The sequence below is a fragment of the Pseudomonas sp. AA-38 genome (assembly GCF_029457475.1).
In the GTDB taxonomy this organism is placed as follows: Bacteria; Pseudomonadota; Gammaproteobacteria; order Pseudomonadales; family Pseudomonadaceae; genus Aquipseudomonas.
Genome location: NZ_CP120359.1, coordinates 137,935 through 155,167 on the forward strand (window position 1 = coordinate 137,935; position 17,233 = coordinate 155,167).

Annotated in this window: 17 protein-coding genes; 9 read left to right on the top strand and 8 right to left on the bottom strand. The window is 65.1% G+C overall.

Going from position 1 to position 17,233, the window contains the following annotated elements:
- Positions 1-3 precede the first annotated feature (3 nt).
- From PVE35_RS00640 to PVE35_RS00655, 4 genes are all read right to left on the bottom strand, one after another.
- The gene (locus PVE35_RS00640) at positions 4-219 is read right to left on the bottom strand and encodes a dodecin (protein ID WP_268180335.1); all 216 of its coding nucleotides are present in this window, start codon (positions 217-219) and stop codon (positions 4-6) included.
- Between the two features lie 43 nt (positions 220-262).
- Positions 263-1,174, bottom strand: coding sequence for a methylenetetrahydrofolate reductase (locus PVE35_RS00645; protein WP_277373447.1), 912 nt, complete (start codon positions 1,172-1,174; stop codon positions 263-265).
- 123 nt (positions 1,175-1,297) lie between these two features.
- Positions 1,298-2,188, bottom strand: coding sequence for a LysR family transcriptional regulator (locus PVE35_RS00650; RefSeq protein ID WP_277373448.1), 891 nt, complete (start codon positions 2,186-2,188; stop codon positions 1,298-1,300).
- 3 nt (positions 2,189-2,191) lie between these two features.
- Positions 2,192-2,860, bottom strand: coding sequence for a DUF3592 domain-containing protein (locus PVE35_RS00655; RefSeq protein ID WP_277373449.1), 669 nt, complete (start codon positions 2,858-2,860; stop codon positions 2,192-2,194).
- A gap of 122 nt (positions 2,861-2,982) precedes the next feature.
- Here PVE35_RS00655 and trpB point away from each other — a divergent pair, with 122 nt between their 5' ends.
- Positions 2,983-4,209 (top strand): tryptophan synthase subunit beta, encoded by a 1,227-nt coding sequence (trpB, locus tag PVE35_RS00660; protein WP_277373450.1) that lies wholly within the window; start codon positions 2,983-2,985, stop codon positions 4,207-4,209.
- A complete protein-coding gene (gene trpA, locus PVE35_RS00665) occupies positions 4,206-5,015 on the top strand; it encodes a tryptophan synthase subunit alpha (RefSeq protein WP_268180344.1) in 810 nt (269 codons plus the stop codon). The genes trpB and trpA overlap by 4 nt, the downstream gene beginning before the upstream one ends.
- Before the next feature lie 140 nt (positions 5,016-5,155).
- Here the strand turns inward: trpA and PVE35_RS00670 are convergent, their stop codons facing one another.
- Entirely contained in the window at positions 5,156-6,598 is a 1,443-nt protein-coding gene (locus PVE35_RS00670) for a SulP family inorganic anion transporter (RefSeq protein ID WP_277373451.1), read from the bottom strand.
- 206 nt (positions 6,599-6,804) lie between these two features.
- Here PVE35_RS00670 and PVE35_RS00675 point away from each other — a divergent pair, with 206 nt between their 5' ends.
- Together PVE35_RS00675 and PVE35_RS00680 are read left to right on the top strand one after the other, a co-directional pair.
- Complete coding sequence (locus PVE35_RS00675) at positions 6,805-7,548, top strand: SDR family oxidoreductase (RefSeq protein WP_277373452.1); 744 nt, start codon at positions 6,805-6,807, stop codon at positions 7,546-7,548.
- 84 nt (positions 7,549-7,632) lie between these two features.
- Entirely contained in the window at positions 7,633-8,556 is a 924-nt protein-coding gene (locus tag PVE35_RS00680; RefSeq protein ID WP_277373453.1) for a LysR substrate-binding domain-containing protein, read from the top strand.
- A 113-nt stretch (positions 8,557-8,669) separates the two neighbouring features.
- Here PVE35_RS00680 and pbpG read toward each other — a convergent pair whose 3' ends face one another.
- Positions 8,670-9,551 carry a D-alanyl-D-alanine endopeptidase gene (gene pbpG / locus PVE35_RS00685; RefSeq protein WP_346772068.1) on the bottom strand — a complete coding sequence of 294 codons (882 nt, stop codon included), beginning with the start codon at positions 9,549-9,551 and terminating at the stop codon, positions 8,670-8,672.
- A gap of 134 nt (positions 9,552-9,685) precedes the next feature.
- Positions 9,686-10,606, bottom strand: a complete 921-nt coding sequence (locus PVE35_RS00690; protein ID WP_277373455.1) for a LysR family transcriptional regulator — start codon at positions 10,604-10,606, stop codon at positions 9,686-9,688.
- Between the two features lie 113 nt (positions 10,607-10,719).
- Here PVE35_RS00690 and betC point away from each other — a divergent pair, with 113 nt between their 5' ends.
- The 5 genes from betC (at position 10,720) to PVE35_RS00715 (ending at position 16,730) form a co-directional block, all read left to right on the top strand.
- Positions 10,720-12,228, top strand: coding sequence for a choline-sulfatase (gene betC / locus PVE35_RS00695; protein WP_277373456.1), 1,509 nt, complete (start codon positions 10,720-10,722; stop codon positions 12,226-12,228).
- A 193-nt stretch (positions 12,229-12,421) separates the two neighbouring features.
- Positions 12,422-13,342, top strand: a complete 921-nt coding sequence (locus tag PVE35_RS00700) for a choline ABC transporter substrate-binding protein (RefSeq protein WP_268180358.1) — start codon at positions 12,422-12,424, stop codon at positions 13,340-13,342.
- Between the two features lie 197 nt (positions 13,343-13,539).
- Complete coding sequence (locus PVE35_RS00705) at positions 13,540-15,111, top strand: SulP family inorganic anion transporter (protein ID WP_268180359.1); 1,572 nt, start codon at positions 13,540-13,542, stop codon at positions 15,109-15,111.
- Between the two features lie 249 nt (positions 15,112-15,360).
- Positions 15,361-15,951 (top strand): MarC family protein, encoded by a 591-nt coding sequence (locus PVE35_RS00710; RefSeq protein WP_268180360.1) that lies wholly within the window; start codon positions 15,361-15,363, stop codon positions 15,949-15,951.
- Positions 15,948-16,730 (top strand): N-acetylmuramoyl-L-alanine amidase, encoded by a 783-nt coding sequence (locus tag PVE35_RS00715; RefSeq protein WP_277373457.1) that lies wholly within the window; start codon positions 15,948-15,950, stop codon positions 16,728-16,730. Before PVE35_RS00710 ends, PVE35_RS00715 begins: the two co-directional genes overlap by 4 nt.
- Here PVE35_RS00715 and PVE35_RS00720 read toward each other — a convergent pair.
- On the bottom strand, positions 16,727-17,122 hold the full coding sequence (locus PVE35_RS00720; RefSeq protein ID WP_268180363.1) for a response regulator: 396 nt from the start codon (positions 17,120-17,122) through the stop codon (positions 16,727-16,729). The genes PVE35_RS00715 and PVE35_RS00720 overlap by 4 nt on opposite strands.
- Positions 17,123-17,233: the final 111 nt, after the last annotated feature.

Sequence of the window (17,233 nt, forward strand, 5' to 3'; positions counted from 1 at the left end):
CGGTCAACTGTCGCCGAGGCGGAAGCCGACCTTGAGGGTGACCTGATAGTGGCCGACCTTGCCGCCCTCGATATGGCCACGGGTGCTCACCACCTCGAACCAGTCCATGTTGCGTACGCTCTTGGCGCATTCGGCCAGCGCGTTGTCGATGGCGTCTTCGATACTGCTGCGGGACGAACCGACGAGCTCGATCATCTTGTAGGTGTGGTGGTCGGTCATGATGGACTCCTGCGTCTTGGGGTGTCTTCTTCAGACTAGCCCGCTACGCATAAGTGTCATCGACCGCTACCTCGACCTCAGAACTGCACTCGATAGGCTGGGGTGAAGGGGCGCTCATGTCACCCAGCCGGGCATTGATCCAACTGACGCCATCCTCGATCCCGCCAAAGGGGTACAGGTGCCAGCCGATGCGGCCCAGTTGCCTGCCGACGAGCCCCGCCTGCAACTGATCCCAGTAACGCTCGGCACCCACGCGCTGCATCAGGTTGGTCATCGACAAGCCATAGCGGCGCAGGATGGAGGCAGAGGTTGCCACACCGAACTGGCGGGCGAAGCGCAGCAGCTTGCCGACATCGGCCGGGCCGGGCACGCCGATGCGCACGGGGGTTGCGATGCCCTGCTGGCGCAATTGCTCGATCCAGCGCACCACTGCCTCGGCGTCGAAGCCGAACTGAGTGGTGATCTCCACGGCGCAGCCGGCTTCACGGAGAAAATCCAGCTTCCATTTCAGGGCGCGCATGAGTTCGTCCCTGGCGATCTTCGGGTGCCCTTCCGGGTAACCGGTGATCACCACCTGCTCGATGCCGTGGCGCTCCAGCACGCCGCTGGCCAGCAGCGCCAGAGAGTCCTGATAGGGCCCGGCTGGCGTGCTCGGGTCACCACCAACGAACATGAAGCGTTTCGGCGCGGCCTGGGCGATCAGCGCGCCGATCAATTCGTCGCGATCCGCCTCGGAGCGTAACCGGCGTGAGGAAATGATCGGCACCGGCTCGGCGCCGCAGGCACGGATGACCTTCGCCGCATGGATACGCTGGGCATGGTCTTCGTTGCCGAGAAAGGCAATGTTGATCGGCGTGCCAGCCGGTATCGCCGCCTTCGCCTGCTCGACTTCGTGGATGCCCTTGCCGGTCACTTCCAGCGTATAGGGGGTGAAATTGCTGCACGGGTTGGACATCGATGCCTCGTCTGAACCGGCCAGGCCGCTGAGCGGGAGGAAAGTCCGGGCGATGCTAGCAACCGACCGCGTGCGCCGCGTCGCTGGTAGCGTCACGCCGTGCTGCAGAGGCGACCAGGGTGGTCAATCCGGAGTTGCCGCCAACTCTTTCGTCAGCCAGTGCGCCAGCCGCTCGCTGCGCGGATCGGCGCGGCGCGTCCACAGCGCCAGGTAGCCACTGGTTTCGACGAAGCCCCAGGGCGCGACCAGGCGCCCAGCGCGCAGGTCGTCGGCGACCAGGGTCTGCGGCGCGATGGCCACGCCGAGCCCAGCCGCGGCGGCCTCCAGCAGGTAGTAAAGATGCTCGAAACCCTGGCCCAGTTGCAGCCGCTCGGGTGCCAGCCCTTGGGCATGCGCCCACTGTGGCCAGGCCTGCGGGCGCGAGGTGGTGTGCAGCAGCGGCTCGGCGTACAGCGCGTCGGCATTGGCCGTGGCCAGTTGCGCATGATCGGCATAGCGCGGGCTGAGCACCGGGCCGATGCGCTCGGGCGCCAGCTCGAACACCTGCATGTCAGCGGGCCAGGGCGGGTCGGCGAACAGCAGGGTGGCATCCACCTCGGCGCTGCGCGGATCCAGCTCGCCCTGGCTGGCCGATAGCTGCAGGCGCAAATCCGGCAGCTCACGCTGCAGGCGATCCAGACGTGGGATGAACCAGCGTGCCAGCAGGCTGCCCGAGCAACCGAGCACGAAGGGGCGCTGCTCGGTTTCGCGGCGTAGCTCGGCGCAGACGCTACTCAGGCGCTCGAAGCACTCGGTGCTGACATCACGCAGGCGCAGCCCGGCATCGGTGAGTTTCACGCCGCGCCCGTCCTTGTCGAACAGGCTCAGGCCGAGCTGTTCTTCCAGCGCACGAATCTGCCGGCTGATGGCGCCATGGGTGACGTGCAGCTCCTCACCCGCCTTGCTGATGCTTTGCAGGCGTGCGGCGGCCTCGAAGGCGCGCAGGGCGTTGAGCGGGGGCAGTTCTCGGCTCATGGCTCATACCGCCAGGCGCGGAAGAAAGCTGGTGTCCACACTGTAATGTCGAGGATCTTCCGGATCGATCATGACCTGTAGGCACTCGTCCTTGATGAACGGCCGTGGGTCGAACCAGAGATCTTCGCTGTAGAACACGTGCATGGCTCCGCTCTCCGGGTTGTGCCACTGACAGACCAATTGCCAGGCCGGTACATCGTTGAGTGTGGAAAAAGGATTGCGACGGACGTCGACGAATTTCGCCTGGACAGCCTGGGCCCTGCTTTCAAGGCGCTTGACTCGCCTGTTGGAAAAGGAGTCAGGCATCAGCAGGAAGGATCCGACCAGGCAGAAGAAGAGGCCGACTGCGCCCAGTATCAGGCTGATGAACCAGTTCTGCACGAAGCTATCGATATGCGCGTTCTCCGGCTCCAGCGGGTCATAGAACAAGTCGACCACTTCACCCATGGCATAACCGGGGCGGCTGCAGACCTCGCCGGTGAAGCGGGTGAGCTCACCCTGGTGTGGGAAAAATTCGACCACTGGGCAGCCTCTTCCCATCACTGCAACCACCTCTCCGGTCGTTCGTAGCATCTGCTCCTCTGCATTCCATCTGTGAATCTGGAGCAGCAGAGCAAGCAGAATGAAAATTCCACCCAGCACAGGGAACGCCCATAACCAGCGATCATTCATATAAGTCTTCCATGATTGATATGTGAGAAAATATCACGTTTCAAGGCAAATAAATCGGTTTTTAGGCGTGCTTTCGAGCCTTACACTGGTGCCATTGTCTGACTAACCAATGGATGACTGCCATGTCTGGTTCACAGAATTCCTTCCGCACCGGCCCCGACGCTCGCGGCCTGTTCGGCCGCTTCGGCGGTCAGTTCGTCGCCGAAACCCTGATGCCGCTGATCAACTCGCTGGCTGCCGAATACGAGAAGGCCAAGAACGATCCGGCCTTCCTCGAAGAACTCGCCTACTTCCAGCGCGACTACATCGGCCGCGCCAGCCCGCTGTACTACGCCGAGCGGCTCTCCGAACATTTCGGCGGGGCGAAGATCTACCTCAAGCGCGAAGACCTGAACCACACCGGCGCGCACAAGATCAACAACTGCATCGGCCAGATCCTCCTGGCCAAGCGCATGGGCAAACAGCGCATCATCGCCGAGACCGGCGCTGGCATGCACGGCGTGGCCACCGCCACCGTGGCTGCGCGCTTCGGCATGCAGTGCGTGGTGTACATGGGCACCACCGACATCGACCGCCAGCAGGCCAACGTCTTCCGCATGAAGCTGCTCGGCGCCGAGGTGATCCCGGTCACTGCCGGCACCGGCACTCTCAAGGACGCCATGAACGAAGCCCTGCGCGACTGGGTGACCAACGTCCACAACACCTTCTACCTGATCGGCACTGCCGCAGGTCCCCACCCGTACCCGGCCATGGTGCGCGACTTCCAGTCGGTGATCGGCAACGAAGTGCGTGAGCAGATCATGGAGAAAGAAGGGCGTCTTCCCGACTCGCTGGTGGCCTGCATCGGCGGTGGCTCCAACGCCATCGGCCTGTTCCACCCCTTCCTCGACGATGCTGGCGTGCAGATCGTCGGCGTCGAGGCGGCCGGCCACGGTATCGACACCGGCAAGCATGCGGCGAGCATGGCCGGTGGTGCGCCGGGCGTGCTGCACGGCAATCGTACCTTCCTGCTGCAGGATGACGACGGCCAGATCACCGATGCCCACTCGATTTCCGCCGGCCTCGACTACCCCGGCGTCGGCCCGGAACACGCCTGGTTGCATGAGATCAAGCGCGTCGAATACGTGCCGATCAGCGATGACGAAGCCCTCGAAGCCTTCCACCAGTGCTGCCGCCTGGAAGGCATCATCCCGGCCCTGGAAAGCGCCCACGCGCTGGCCGAAGCCTTCAAACGTGCCCCCAAGCTGCCCAAGGATCACCTGATGGTGATCAACCTGTCCGGTCGTGGCGACAAGGACATGCAGACCGTGATGCACCACATGCAGGACAACCAGGAGAAGCACGCATGAGCCGCCTGCAAAGCCGTTTCGCCGAACTGAAAGCGGAAAACCGCGCCGCGCTGGTGACCTTCATCACCGCCGGCGACCCCGACTACGCCACCTCGCTGAGCATCCTCAAGGGCCTGCCGGACGCCGGCGCCGACGTGATCGAACTGGGCATGCCCTTTACCGACCCGATGGCCGACGGCCCGGCCATCCAGCTCGCCAACATTCGTGCGCTGGCCGGCAAGCAGGGCATGCAGCAGACGCTGCAGATGGTTCGCGAATTCCGCCAAGGCAACCAGAGCACGCCGCTGGTGCTGATGGGCTACTACAACCCGATCTTCGTCTACGGCGTCGAGCGCTTCATCAGTGACGCCAAAGAGGCCGGCGTCGACGGCCTGATCGTGGTCGACCTGCCGCCTGAGCACAACGACGAGCTGTGCGAACCGGCGCAGAGTGCAGGCATGGACTTCATCCGCCTGACCACCCCGACCACCGACGACGACCGCCTGCCCACCGTGCTGGCTGGTAGCTCCGGGTTCGTCTACTACGTGTCGGTGGCCGGCGTGACCGGTGCCGGCGCGGCGACCATGGATCACGTCGAGGAAGCTGTGACGCGCCTGCGCCGCCACACCGACCTGCCCGTATGCATCGGCTTCGGCATCCGCACCCCGCAGCACGCCGCCGAAGTGGCCAAGCGCGCCGAGGGCGCGGTGGTCGGCTCGGCGCTGATCGACAAGATCGCCGAGGCGAAAAGCCCGCAGCAGGCCATCGACGGCGTGCTCGGCCTGTGCCGCGAACTGGCCGAAGGGGTACGCGGCGCCCGACGCTGATACCCGCTCTGGCATACGAAAAAGCCGCTGACGGAGCGATCCATCAGCGGCTTTTTTCATGGCTTTGTAGCCTGGGTCGAGCGTAGCGATACCCGGGAATTGGTTGATGGGTTTCGCGAGGCTCTACCCATCCTACGCGATCAGTGTTCCGAGCCCGCCCGCTTGAGCAACTGCTTGCAACGCTCGGACAGGTGCACCACACGCAGGTGCTTGCCGGCGCGTTCGTAGCGTTCGCGCAGGGTTTTCAGCGCGGCGATGGCCGAGTAGTCGACGAAGCTCAGGTGGCGGCAGTCCAGGGTCACCTGCTGCGGGTCGTCGGCCGGCTCGAACTGCGCCAGGAAGGTGGTGCAGGAGGCGAAGAACAAGGTGCCGTGCACGCGGTACAGCTTGCTGCCGTCGGCCTGCATATCGCTGTCGGCGTACAGTTCGCGGGCGTGCTGCCAGGCGAAGTTGAGCGCGGCGATGACGATGCCGCAGAGCACGGCGGTGGCCAGGTCGGTGGCCACGGTGATTGCGGTCACGGCAACTATCACCAGCACGTCATTGGCCGGCACCTTGCCGGCCACGCGCAGCGAGCCCCAGGCGAAGGTCTGCTGCGCCACCACGAACATCACCCCCACCAGCGCGGCCAGCGGGATGCGTTCGATCAGCGGCGAGAGGAACAGCACGAAGAGCAGGATCATCACCCCGGCGACCACGCCGGACAGCCGCCCACGCCCGCCCGAGCTGAGGTTGATCACGGTCTGGCCGATCATCGCGCAGCCGCCCATGCCGCCGAACGCACCGGAGACCATGTTGGCCGCACCGAGCGCCACGCACTCACGGTTGGTCATGCCGCGGCTCTGGGTAATCTCGTCGGTGAGGTTGAGGGTCAGCAGGGTTTCCAGCAGGCCGACCAACGCCATCAATACCGCGTAGGGCGCGATGATTTGCAGCGTTTCCAGATTCCAGGGAATGTCCGGCAGGGCGAACTGCGGCAAGCCGCCGGCTATGTGCGCCATATCGCCAAGGGTGCGCGTGGGTAGATCGAGCAGGTACACCAGCAAGCCGACGCCGAGAATCGCCACCAGCGCCGGCGGTACCGCGCGGGTCAGCTTCGGTAGCAGATAGACCACCGCCATGGTCAGCGCCACCAGCCCTAGCATCCAGGACAGCGCAGCGCCCTGCAGCCAGCCACCGTCGGTATGGAAGTGCTCCAGTTGCGACATCGCGATGACGATCGCCAGGCCGTTGACGAAGCCCAGCATCACCGGGTGCGGCACCATGCGGATCAGCTTGCCCAGGCGCAACAGGCCGAACGCCAGCATGATCAGGCCGCCGAGCAGCACCGTGGCCAGCAGGTACTGCACGCCGTGCTGCACCACCAGGGCGACGATCACCACCGCCATCGAACCGGCCGCGCCGGAAATCATCCCCGGCCGGCCGCCGAACAGGGCGGTGAGGGTGCAGATGATGAAGGCGCCGTACAGGCCCATCAGCGGGTTGAGCTGAGCCACCAGGGCGAAGGCAATGCACTCGGGCACCAGGGCGAAGGAGGAGGTCAGGCCGGCCAGCAGGTCGGCGCGCAAGCGTGCGGGTTTCATGAGCAACAACGTGTGGTCGAGCAAAAAGGGCGCGCATGGTAACCCCCGAAGCCACTGGCGGCCACCCGTCATGCCTCTGGCTCTCGACAATCACCTCCCGTAGGGTGGACAACGCTTTTTTGTCCACCATCGGGATCGTTAGGTGGTGGACGGGTGAAGCGTCGTCCACCCTACGCATGATGACCACAATGAACAGGAGACGCCTGATGAGCAAAAACCTGCTGATTACCGGCGCCAGCCGCGGCATCGGTCGCGCCACCGCCCTGCTGGCCGCAGCGCAAGGCTGGACGGTCGGGGTGAACTACCGCAGCGACCGCGCCGCCGCCGATGAGGTGGTGGCGCGGATAGCCGCCATGGGCGGCAAGGCTGTCGCCATACCTGGCGATGTGGCGGTCGAAGAGGACGTTCAACGCCTGTTCGCGGCCATGGACGCGCTCGGCCCGCTGCATGGCCTGGTGATCAATGCCGGTATCGTCGCCCCACCCATGCCGTTGCTGGACATGAGTGGCGAGCGCCTGCGGCGCATGTTCGAGGTCAACGTGCTGGGCAGCTATCTGACCGCCCGTGAAGGCGCCCGGCGCATGGCCCGTAGTCGCGGCGGCGAGGGTGGTGCGATGGTGCTGGTGTCGTCGGTGGCCGCCAGCCTCGGCTCGCCCTTCGAGTATGTCGACTACGCTGGGGCCAAGGGCGCCATGGACGTGCTGACCCGCGGCCTGGCCAAGGAGCTGGGCGGCGAGGGCGTGCGGGTCAATGCCGTGCGCCCGGGGCTGATCGATACCGAGATCCACGCCAGCGGCGGCCAGCCGGATCGCGCCGAGCGCCTGGGCAAAGCCACGCCGCTGGGCCGTGCCGGGCGTGCCGAAGAGGTCGCCGAGGCCATCCTCTGGCTGCTCGATGACAAGGCCAGCTACACCACTGGCGCACTGATCGATATTGCCGGCGGGCGTTGAGCGAGTTGCTGGCAGCCGGCCGGATCGGCAGACTCTTGCACGAAACGCCAGCAACCCGCAGGCGTCCGTGACCGAAGCGCAACAATGAAGACCAGCCTGGAAGAAATGCTCGCCTTCGTCAGCGTGGTCGACAGCGGCTCGATCAGCGCCGCCGCCGAACAGCTCGAGCAAACCGCGTCAGGGGTGAGCCGGGCGCTGAGTCGCCTGGAGGAGAAGCTCGCCGTCACCCTGCTGCGGCGTACCACCCGGCGCCTGGAGCTGACCGAGGAGGGCGAACTGTTCCTGGCTCAGGCGCGGCGCATCCTGACCAGCGTCGAGGAAGCCGAGGAGCAGATGGCCCTGCGCCGTCAGGCTCCGGCCGGGCGTCTGCGCATCAACACTGCCTCGCCCTTCATGCTGCATGTGATCGTGCCGTTGATCGGCGAGTTTCGCGCGCTTTATCCGCAGATCGAACTGGAGCTCAACAGCGACGACCGCATCATCGATTTGCTGGAGCGGCGCACCGATCTGGCCATCCGCATCGGCCACCTACCGGACTCCAGCCTGCATGCACGGCCGCTGTGCCACAGTCGCCGGCGCGTGCTGGCCAGCCCCGAGTACCTGCGCCGACATGGCACCCCGGCACGCACCGAGGAATTGGCCGGGCATAGCCTGCTGGGCTTCACCGAGCCCGACGGCCTCAACGAGTGGCCGCTGCGTCACGCCCTCGGTGAGCGCTGGCGCATCACGCCAAGCCTGTGTGCCTCCAGCGGCGACACCCTGTTGGCACTGGCGCTGGCCGGCGAAGGCCTGGTGTGCCTGTCGGACTTCATGACCGATGCCGCCCGCGCCAGCGGCGCGCTGGTGGAGGTGCTGGCCGAGCAGCGCGTCGAGGTGCGTCAGCCGGTTCATGCGGTGTACTACCGCAACACCGCGCTGGCTTCGCGCATCACCTGCTTTCTCGATTTCCTCAGCGAGCGACTGGCTGGCGCGGATCGAGTTACTACGGCTGACCAGCATCGACCGTAGCCCGGATGCAATCCGGGGCCTTGTGACCGTTTCCCCGGATTGCATCCGGGCTACGCCGAGGCACCATGAAAAAGGGCGACTCATCGAGTCGCCCTTTTTGCATCAGCGCCAGGTCACTGCTTGGCCTGCAGGCTCCACTCGGCCAGCTTCTGTTGCTTGTAGCTGAGCGCGGCAGCCGGCACCGGCGACACCTTGCCGGTTTCCAGCCAGCGCTTGAGGCGGTTGGCGTCGGCCATGTGGGTGTATTTGCCGAAGGCACCGAGCACCACGAAGGCCACCGGACGGTTGGCCATGGTGGTGGCCATCACCAGGCAGCGGCCGGCGGCGTTGGTGAAGCCGGTCTTGCTCAGATAGATATTCCAGTCGGCCTTGCGCACCAGGGCATTGGTGTTGCGAAAGCCCAGGGTGTAGTTGGGCTTGCGGAAGGCCATGGTGGTTTCCGAATCGGTGGTGAACTGGTGGATCAGCGGATATTGGCGGGCGGCCTTGACCATCAGCGCCAGGTCACGGGCGGTGGAGACATTGTCTTCCGACAGGCCGGTGGGTTCGACGAAGTGGCTGTGGGTCATGCCCAGCGCCTTGGCCTTGGCGTTCATCGCCTTGATGAAGGCCGTCTGGCCGCCCGGATAATGGTGGGCGAGGCTGGCCGCCGCGCGGTTTTCCGAGGACATCAGCGCCAGGTGCAGCATGTCGCGGCGGCTCAGTTCACTGCCCACGCGAACGCGGGAGAACACGCCCTGCATTTCCTTGGTGTCGCGGATGTTGACGGGCAGCACCTCATCCAGCGGCAGCTTGGCGTCGAGCACCACCATGGCGGTCATCAGCTTGGTGACCGAGGCGATCGGCAGGCGCAGGTCAGGGTTGCTGGAATACAGCTCCTTGCCGGTCTTCAGGTCGACCAGCAGTGCACTGCCGGCGGCCAGTTCCTGCTTGGGTTGGGCCACAGCGGCCTGGAGGTTCGAGACAGCAAGGCTGCTGCACAGCAGCAGGCCCAAAATCGAATGACGGAGTTTCACGGTTCACTTCACCGGTTGGAGTGTGGGAGCCGCTGGCGGGTGATGGAAAACGACCGGCTAGAGCGGCGGTGCTCAGTATAAGGATCACGCTTGGCTATTGCAGTATGGCCCGATCAAACGCTCGCTGCCGACGAATCCAGCTCCGCCTGCAACCAGTCGACGAAACGCTCGGTCAGGCGCTGGCGACGCTTGCGCTCGGGCAGTACCAGGTAATAGCCAAGTGCCGAGTGCGCCTCGGCGTCACCCAGGCGACAGAGCAGCCCCTGAGCGAGCAGTTCATCCACCAGATGACGCCAGCCGATGGCCACGCCTTGCCCGGCAATGGCGGCCTGGATCAGCAGGGTGTAGTTGTCGAAGCGCAGCGCACCGGGCGTCGGCATGCTGGCGATGCCAAGGGCACGGAACAGGCTATCCCAGTCGAACCAGCGCGAGCGATGTTCAGGGCGCAGGTGCAGCAACGGCAGGTCAGTCAGCGCCGCTACCGGCAGCGGTGGCTGGCGTGCGCCGAGCAGGCGCGGGCTGCACACCGGGAACACCTCTTCGCGGAACAGCAGATGGGCCTCGCCGTGCTTGAAGCGGCCATCACCGAAGCGAATCGCCACGTCGATGTCACTGGGCACCGTGGCCGGGTCACGCTCGCTGGTGATCAGGCTGACGTCCACCTCCGGGTACAGGCGGTTGAAGCGCTGCAGACGCGGCATCAGCCAGTAGGCGGCGAAGGCGAAGTCGGTGGCCACCTGCAGCACCTCGTGCTGCTGGCGCGCGGTGACGGCGACGAGCCCGGCATCGAGACTGGCCAGCCCTTCCTGCACATGGCTCAGCAGCAACTCGCCGGCCTCGGTCAGGACGATGCCGCGATAGACGCGGTCGAACAGGCGTGTGGCCAGTTGCTGCTCGAGGCGCTTGATCTGCTGGCTGATGGCCGGCTGGCTGCTACCCAATTCACTGGCGGCGGCGGTGAAACTGAGCTGGCGCGCCGCCGACTCGAACACCCGCAGCGCGTCGAGCGACAGTCCATCAATGGCTTTAAACATAAGCTCTGCTTATCCAAGGCATGTTTCACAGCCGGGTTTACCCTGCTGCCGTTCTACCGGAATCATGGCTCCCGCACTGTCGCATAAACCAACAGTATGGAATACCCGCCACCATGAAGCGCCCGAACATCCTCTTCATCATGGCCGACCAGATGGCCGCGCCAATCCTGCCGCTGCACGATGCCGCTTCGCCGGTGCAGATGCCCCACCTGATGAAGCTGGCCGAGCAGGCCGTGGTGTTCGATTCGGCCTACTGCAACAGCCCGCTGTGCGCGCCGTCGCGCTTCACCCTGGTCAGCGGCCGCTTGCCGTCGAAGATCGGCGCCTACGACAATGCCGCGGAATTTCCCGCCGACGTGCCGACCTATGCCCACTACCTGCGCCGCCTCGGCTATCGCACGGCGCTGTCGGGCAAGATGCACTTCTGTGGCCCGGATCAGCTACACGGCTACGAGGAACGCCTGACCAGCGACATCTACCCCGCCGATTATGGCTGGGCAGTGAACTGGGACGAGCCGGACGTACGTGCTAGCTGGTACCACAACATGTCCTCGGTGCTGCAGGCCGGCCCCTGCGTGCGCAGCAACCAGCTCGACTTCGACGAGGAGGTGGTATTCAAGGCCCGCCAGTACCTCTATGACCACGTGCGCCTGACGCCCGAGCAGCCATTCTGCCTGACCGTGTCGATGACCCACCCGCACGACCCCTACACCATTCCCCGCGAATACTGGGATCGCTACGAGGGCGTGGACATTCCTCTGCCGCGCCAGCACATCGAGCAAAGCGAGCAGGATCCGCACTCACAGCGTCTGCTCAAGGTCATCGACCTGTGGGACAAACCGCTGCCCGAGGACAAGATCCGCGACGCCCGCCGCGCCTACTTCGGCGCCTGCAGCTATATCGACGACAACATCGGCAAGCTGCTGAAGACGCTGGAAGAATGCGGCCTGGCCGAGTACACCCTGATCGTCTTCTCCGGCGACCACGGTGACATGCTTGGCGAGCGCGGCCTCTGGTACAAGATGCACTGGTTCGAGATGTCCGCCCGCGTGCCACTGCTGGTGCATGCGCCGCAGCGCTTCGCCGCGCATCGCGTCAGCCAGTCCGTCTCCACTCTCGATCTGCTGCCAACGCTGGTGGAACTGGCCGGCGGCCAGGTCGACCCGGGCCTGGAGCTGGAAGGTCGCTCGCTGCTGCCGCACCTAAGCGGCGAAAGCGGCCACGACGAAGTGCTTGGTGAATACATGGCCGAGGGCACCACCAGCCCGCTGATGATGATCCGCCGCGGGCCATGGAAGTTCGTCTATTCCGAGCAGGATCCGCTGCTGCTGTTCAACCTCGAAAGCGACCCGCAGGAGCGCCGCAACCTGGCCGAATCCAGTGAGCACAAGGGCATCCTCGCCGGTTTCCTCGCCGAGGCCCGCGAGCGCTGGGATGTCCCGACCATCCACGCCGCCACCCTGGCCAGCCAGCGCCGCCGCCGCCTGGTGGCCGAAGCGCTGAGCCAGGGCAAGCTGACCAGTTGGGATCACCAGCCCTGGGTCGACGCCAGCCAGCAATACATGCGCAACCACATCGACCTCGACGATCTGGAGCGCCGCGCCCGTTTTCCTCAGGTATGAACCTTTACCCACTGCCGCCCCCAAAAGGACACCTCTAAAAACTACCTGCGTTGCCATCACTGCGTTAAAAACAGGCTCAAAATGCTCATTTACAGCTCGTAAACTCCGTTTTTTCGCCTGTTTTTGCCTTGCGCTGGCTGCCTCGCCTACGTTTTCAGAGGCGCCCAACACAGAAGAAAAAAGGAGAGACGCCATGAACCGATTCAATGCGCTGTTACTCGCCACCGCGCTCAGCAGCGCCGGCAATGTCTGGGCCGAGGATGCAGCCTGCAGCACGGTCAAACTGGGTGATCCGGGCTGGAGCGATATCGCCGTGACCAACGGCATCGCCAGCTTCCTGCTCGACGGCCTGGGCTACCAGACGCAGAGCCAGACCCTGGCGGTGCCGATCATCTTCGCCGGCCTGCAGAAGGGGCAGATAGACGTCTTCCTCGGTAACTGGATGCCGGCGCAGCAGAGCAACTACGACAAATTCGTCGCCAGCGGCGAGGTGGACAAGCTGGCGCAGAACCTCGAGGGTACCGAGTACACCCTGGCCGTGCCGACCTATGCCTATGAAGCCGGGGTGAAGACCTTCGCCGACCTCGACAAGCACGCCGACAAATTCGGCAAGAAGCTCTACGGCATCGCTTCCGGTTCGCCGGCTAACGAGTCGATCAAGCAGATGATCGCCGCCGACGAGTTCGGCCTCGGCGACTGGAAACTGGTGGAGTCCAGCGAGCAGGCGATGCTGGTGCAGGTCGGTCGCGCGGTGAAGCGCGATCAGTTCGTGGTATTCCTCGGCTGGACACCGCATCCGATGAACGTGCAGTACGACATGAAATACCTCAAGGGCGGCGAGAAGTATTTCGGCGACAGCGGCCAGGTCAACACCCTGGCGCGCAAGGGCTATGCCGCGCAGTGCCCGAACGTCGGCAAGCTGCTCACCAACCTGCGCTTCACCCAGGACATGGAGAACAGCATCATGGATCAGGTACTGAGCAAGCAGGCCAGCAACGACGCGGCGATCAAGGCCTGGCTCAAGGCCAACCCGCAGGTGCTCGATGGCTGGTTGCAGGGCGTCACCACCCGCGATGGCGGCGACGGCCTGGCGGCGGTGAAGGCGCGGCTGTAACGGCTCTCAACCGGTAGGAGCGAACGGGCGGCGTTCCCCTTCATTCGCGATAGGATGTGGCACAGTGTGCCGACTCTGATCGCGAATGAATTCGCTCCTACCGACCGTGGTCACGCTTGAGCCGGATCGTTCTGGCAGCGGCTGCCGGGCCACGTCGTTTACACTTCACCCTTTGGTTCATCTCAAACCCGTAGACGATGCCGCTACCCGACCTCCAGACCCTGTTGCCCTTCCTGCGCTGGCTGCCCGGTATTCGCCGCAGCACCCTCGGCAACGACCTGCTGGTGGGCCTGACCGGCGCCATCCTGGCGCTGCCGCAATCGCTGGCCTACGCCCTGATCGCCGGGCTGCCGGCCGAATACGGCCTGTACGCGGCCATCGTGCCGGTGATCATCGCCTGCCTGTGGGGCTCGTCCTGGCACCTGATCTGCGGGCCGACGGCGGCGATTTCCATCGTCCTGTTCACCAGCGTCAGCCCCATGGCCAAGGCCGGCAGCGAGGATTTCATCGCCCTGGTGCTGCTGCTGACCTTCCTGGCCGGGCTGTTCCAGTGGCTGCTTGGCCTGCTGCGCTTCGGCGCCCTGGTGAACTTCGTCTCGCAGTCGGTGGTGCTCGGCTTCACCCTGGGCGCAGCGCTGGTCATCGCCATCGGCCAGGTGCCCAATCTGCTCGGTGTCGAGGTGCCGAGCCAGGCCACGGCGCTGAGCAGCCTGCTGCAGATCGGCCAGCACCTGCCCGAGACGCACTGGCCGAGCCTGGCGCTGGCCCTGTTCACCTTTTTGCTGAGCCTGGGCGTGCGCCGTCTCTGGCCCAAGGCGCCGGCGTTGCTGATCGGCCTGGTAGTCGGCAGCCTGCTGGCCTGGTTGCTGCCGGCGCGCTACGCCGAACAGATCGCCCTGGTGGCGCCCTTCGCCGGCAACCTGCCGCCTGTAACCGCGCTGCGTTTCGACCTCGACGACGTGCTGCGCCTGCTGCCGGCGGCCGTGGCCTGCGGCATGCTCGGGTTGGTCACCAGCCTGTCCATCGCCCGCGCCCTGGCGGTGAAGTCGCACCAGTTCCTCGACGCCAACCAGGAAGTGCGCGCCCAGGGCCTGTCCAATATCGTCGGTCCCTGGTTCTCCGGCTCGCTGTCGGCCGGCTCCTTCACCCGTTCGGCGCTGAACCTGCAAGCCGGCGCACGCACGCCGCTGGCGGGAATATTCTCGGCACTGCTGGTGGCGCTGTTCGCCCTGTTCGGCGCTGCCCTGCTGGCGCATATCCCGCTGCCGGTGATGGCTGCGGGGATCCTGCTGATCTGCTGGGGGCTGGTGGATCTGCCAGCGATTCGCGCGCTGCGCCGGGTCAGCCAGGCCGAATTCGTGGTGATGCTGCTGACCTTCGCCGCCACCCTGGTGCTGGAGCTGCAGACGGCGATCTATGCCGGCGTGCTGGCGTCGCTGTTCTTCTACCTCAAGCGCACCTCGCAGCCACGCGTGCGCCTGTGGCGCAATGACGACGAAGATGTGCTGCGCATCGAGGGCTCGATCTTCTTCGGCGCCTGTCACTACATCCAGCAACTGCTGCAGAACAGCCACGCGCCGCGCGTGGTGATCGACGCCCGGCACATCAACTTCATCGACTATGCCGGTGTCGAGATGCTGCACCAGGAGGCCCGCCGCCTGCAGGTGCTGCAGCGCAGCCTGGTGCTGCGCCAGGCGCGGCCGCAGGTGGTGGAGGAAATTCGCAAGCTCGAAGGCGCCGAGCACTGCCCGCTGGTCTTCGAGGACTGAGAGCCTGTTCACGATCTCGCGAGCTAGAGCCAGGCAAGGCGAAATCAGGCGAAAAACGCTCGGAGTCGCGTTCGACTTTACGAGTTGTAAATGAGCATTTTTGACGGGGACGCCTCGTCTGGGCTCGCACGCGAGGCTGGTTTCAACGCAGCATGGCCGACGCGCAGCAGATCGTGAACAGGTTCTAAGCCTCTCGCTTCAAGCCTTGGCCATCTCTAGACTACGCAGCCTCGTTCACCGGAGGCCGCCATGGACATCTTCAGCATCGCCGTACTGATCTTTCTGGTCACCGACCCGTTCGGCAATATCGCCATCTACATCGCTGCGCTGAAGAACGTCGAGCCGCGCCGTCGCCTGTGGGTCGCCGCCCGCGAGTTGCTGTTCGCCCTGGCCTTGTTGCTGCTGTTTCTCACCTTTGGTGACAAATTCCTCACCGGGCTCGGCCTGTCGCGGGAGGCGACCGCCATCGCCGGCGGTATCATCCTCTTCGTCATCGCCATGCGCCTGATCTTCCCCAGCCCGCAGGGCCTGCTCGGCGACGTGCCCGACGGCGAGCCGATGCTGGTGCCGCTGGCCACGCCGGCCGTGGCCGGGCCCTCGGCCCTCGCGGTGCTGATGACCTTGCGCAACACCCACACCGGGCCGCTCTGGGAGCTGTACCTGGCGCTGATCCTGGCCTGGGCGGCGACGGCATTCATCCTGTTGCAGGCCTCGTTCCTGCAGCGTTTTCTCGGTAACCGCGGGTTGATGGCGGTGGAGCGGCTGATGGGCATGCTGCTGATCATGCTCAGCGTCGACATGCTGCTGGACAACCTGCAAAGCGTATTCAGTCACCTATGAAATCTTTCTGCCTTGCCCTCATCCTCGTCGTGCTTGCCGGTTGCACTGGCGGTCTGCGCATCGACGACAGCCACACCGCGGTCGGCCAGAACAGCCGCGTGCAATACGTCGTGCTGCACTACACCTCGGCCGACCTGGCACGCTCGCTGGAACTGCTGACCAGCACCGACGTCAGCAGCCACTACCTGATCGGCGACCGACCAGCGACGCTCTATCGCCTGGTCGATGAAAACCGCCGCGCCTGGCACGCTGGCGTCAGCGAGTGGCAGGGGCGCACCTGGCTGAATGCCTCGACCATCGGCATCGAGCTGGTCAATCAGGGTTACTACGACACGCCCAAGGGCCGCTACTGGCAGCCCTTCGCGCCGCAGCAGATCGATGTGCTGGTGGCCCTGCTCAAGGACATCGTGCGTCGTCACCAACTGCCGCTGGGCTCGATCATCGGTCACAGCGATATCGCGCCGCAGCGCAAGGTCGACCCGGGGCCGTTGTTCCCCTGGAAGCGTCTGGCCGACGAGGGCCTTGTCCCCTGGCCGGACGAAGCCCAGGTGGCGCGCCAGCAGGCACTGTTCGCCGCCAGCCTGCCCAGCGTCGAGTGGTTCCAGGAGCAACTGGCCCGCCAGGGCTACACGGTGCCGCGCAGCGGCGAGCTGGACGAGGCCACGCGCAACGTCATCGCCGCCTTCCAGATGAAATACCGGCCGGCCAACTACGACGGCCAGCCGGACGCCGAAACCGCCGCGCGCCTGTTGGTGCTCAACCAGCAGGCGGCAGGCTAGGCGCCGCTCAGCTCGCTCAGCCGACGGGCCAGCACCTGGAGGTCGTAAGGTTTGACGATGCTGTCGGTGGCGGCAGTAGTGTCGCGGGCACGCACTTCTGCGAGCAATTCGCGCTCGTCGTAACCGCTGGCGAACAGTACCGGTAAGGTCGGCCTTAGCCGCCGCGCGGCTTGCACCAGCTCGCGCCCGTCCATGCCCGGCAGGCCAATGTCGCTCATCAGCAGGTCGACCGGCTGCTCGCTGCGCAGCAGCTCCAGAGCGCTGGCGCCGTCGCGCAGGGCGTGAACCTGGTAGCCGAACTCCTCCAGCACTTGCGTGGTGAGTTGGCGCACCACGTCATCGTCCTCGACCAGCACGATGGTCTTGATGGTGGCGGAATCGGTATAGGTCATGAAGTTCTCGGTTTCGGCGCGCAGAATGCGCGAATGTTTGGCAAACTGCGGTGTCTGCTCGTGGTCAGTGTGCCACAGGCCTCTCCCCTAGAATAAGCAGCAGCGAGACAA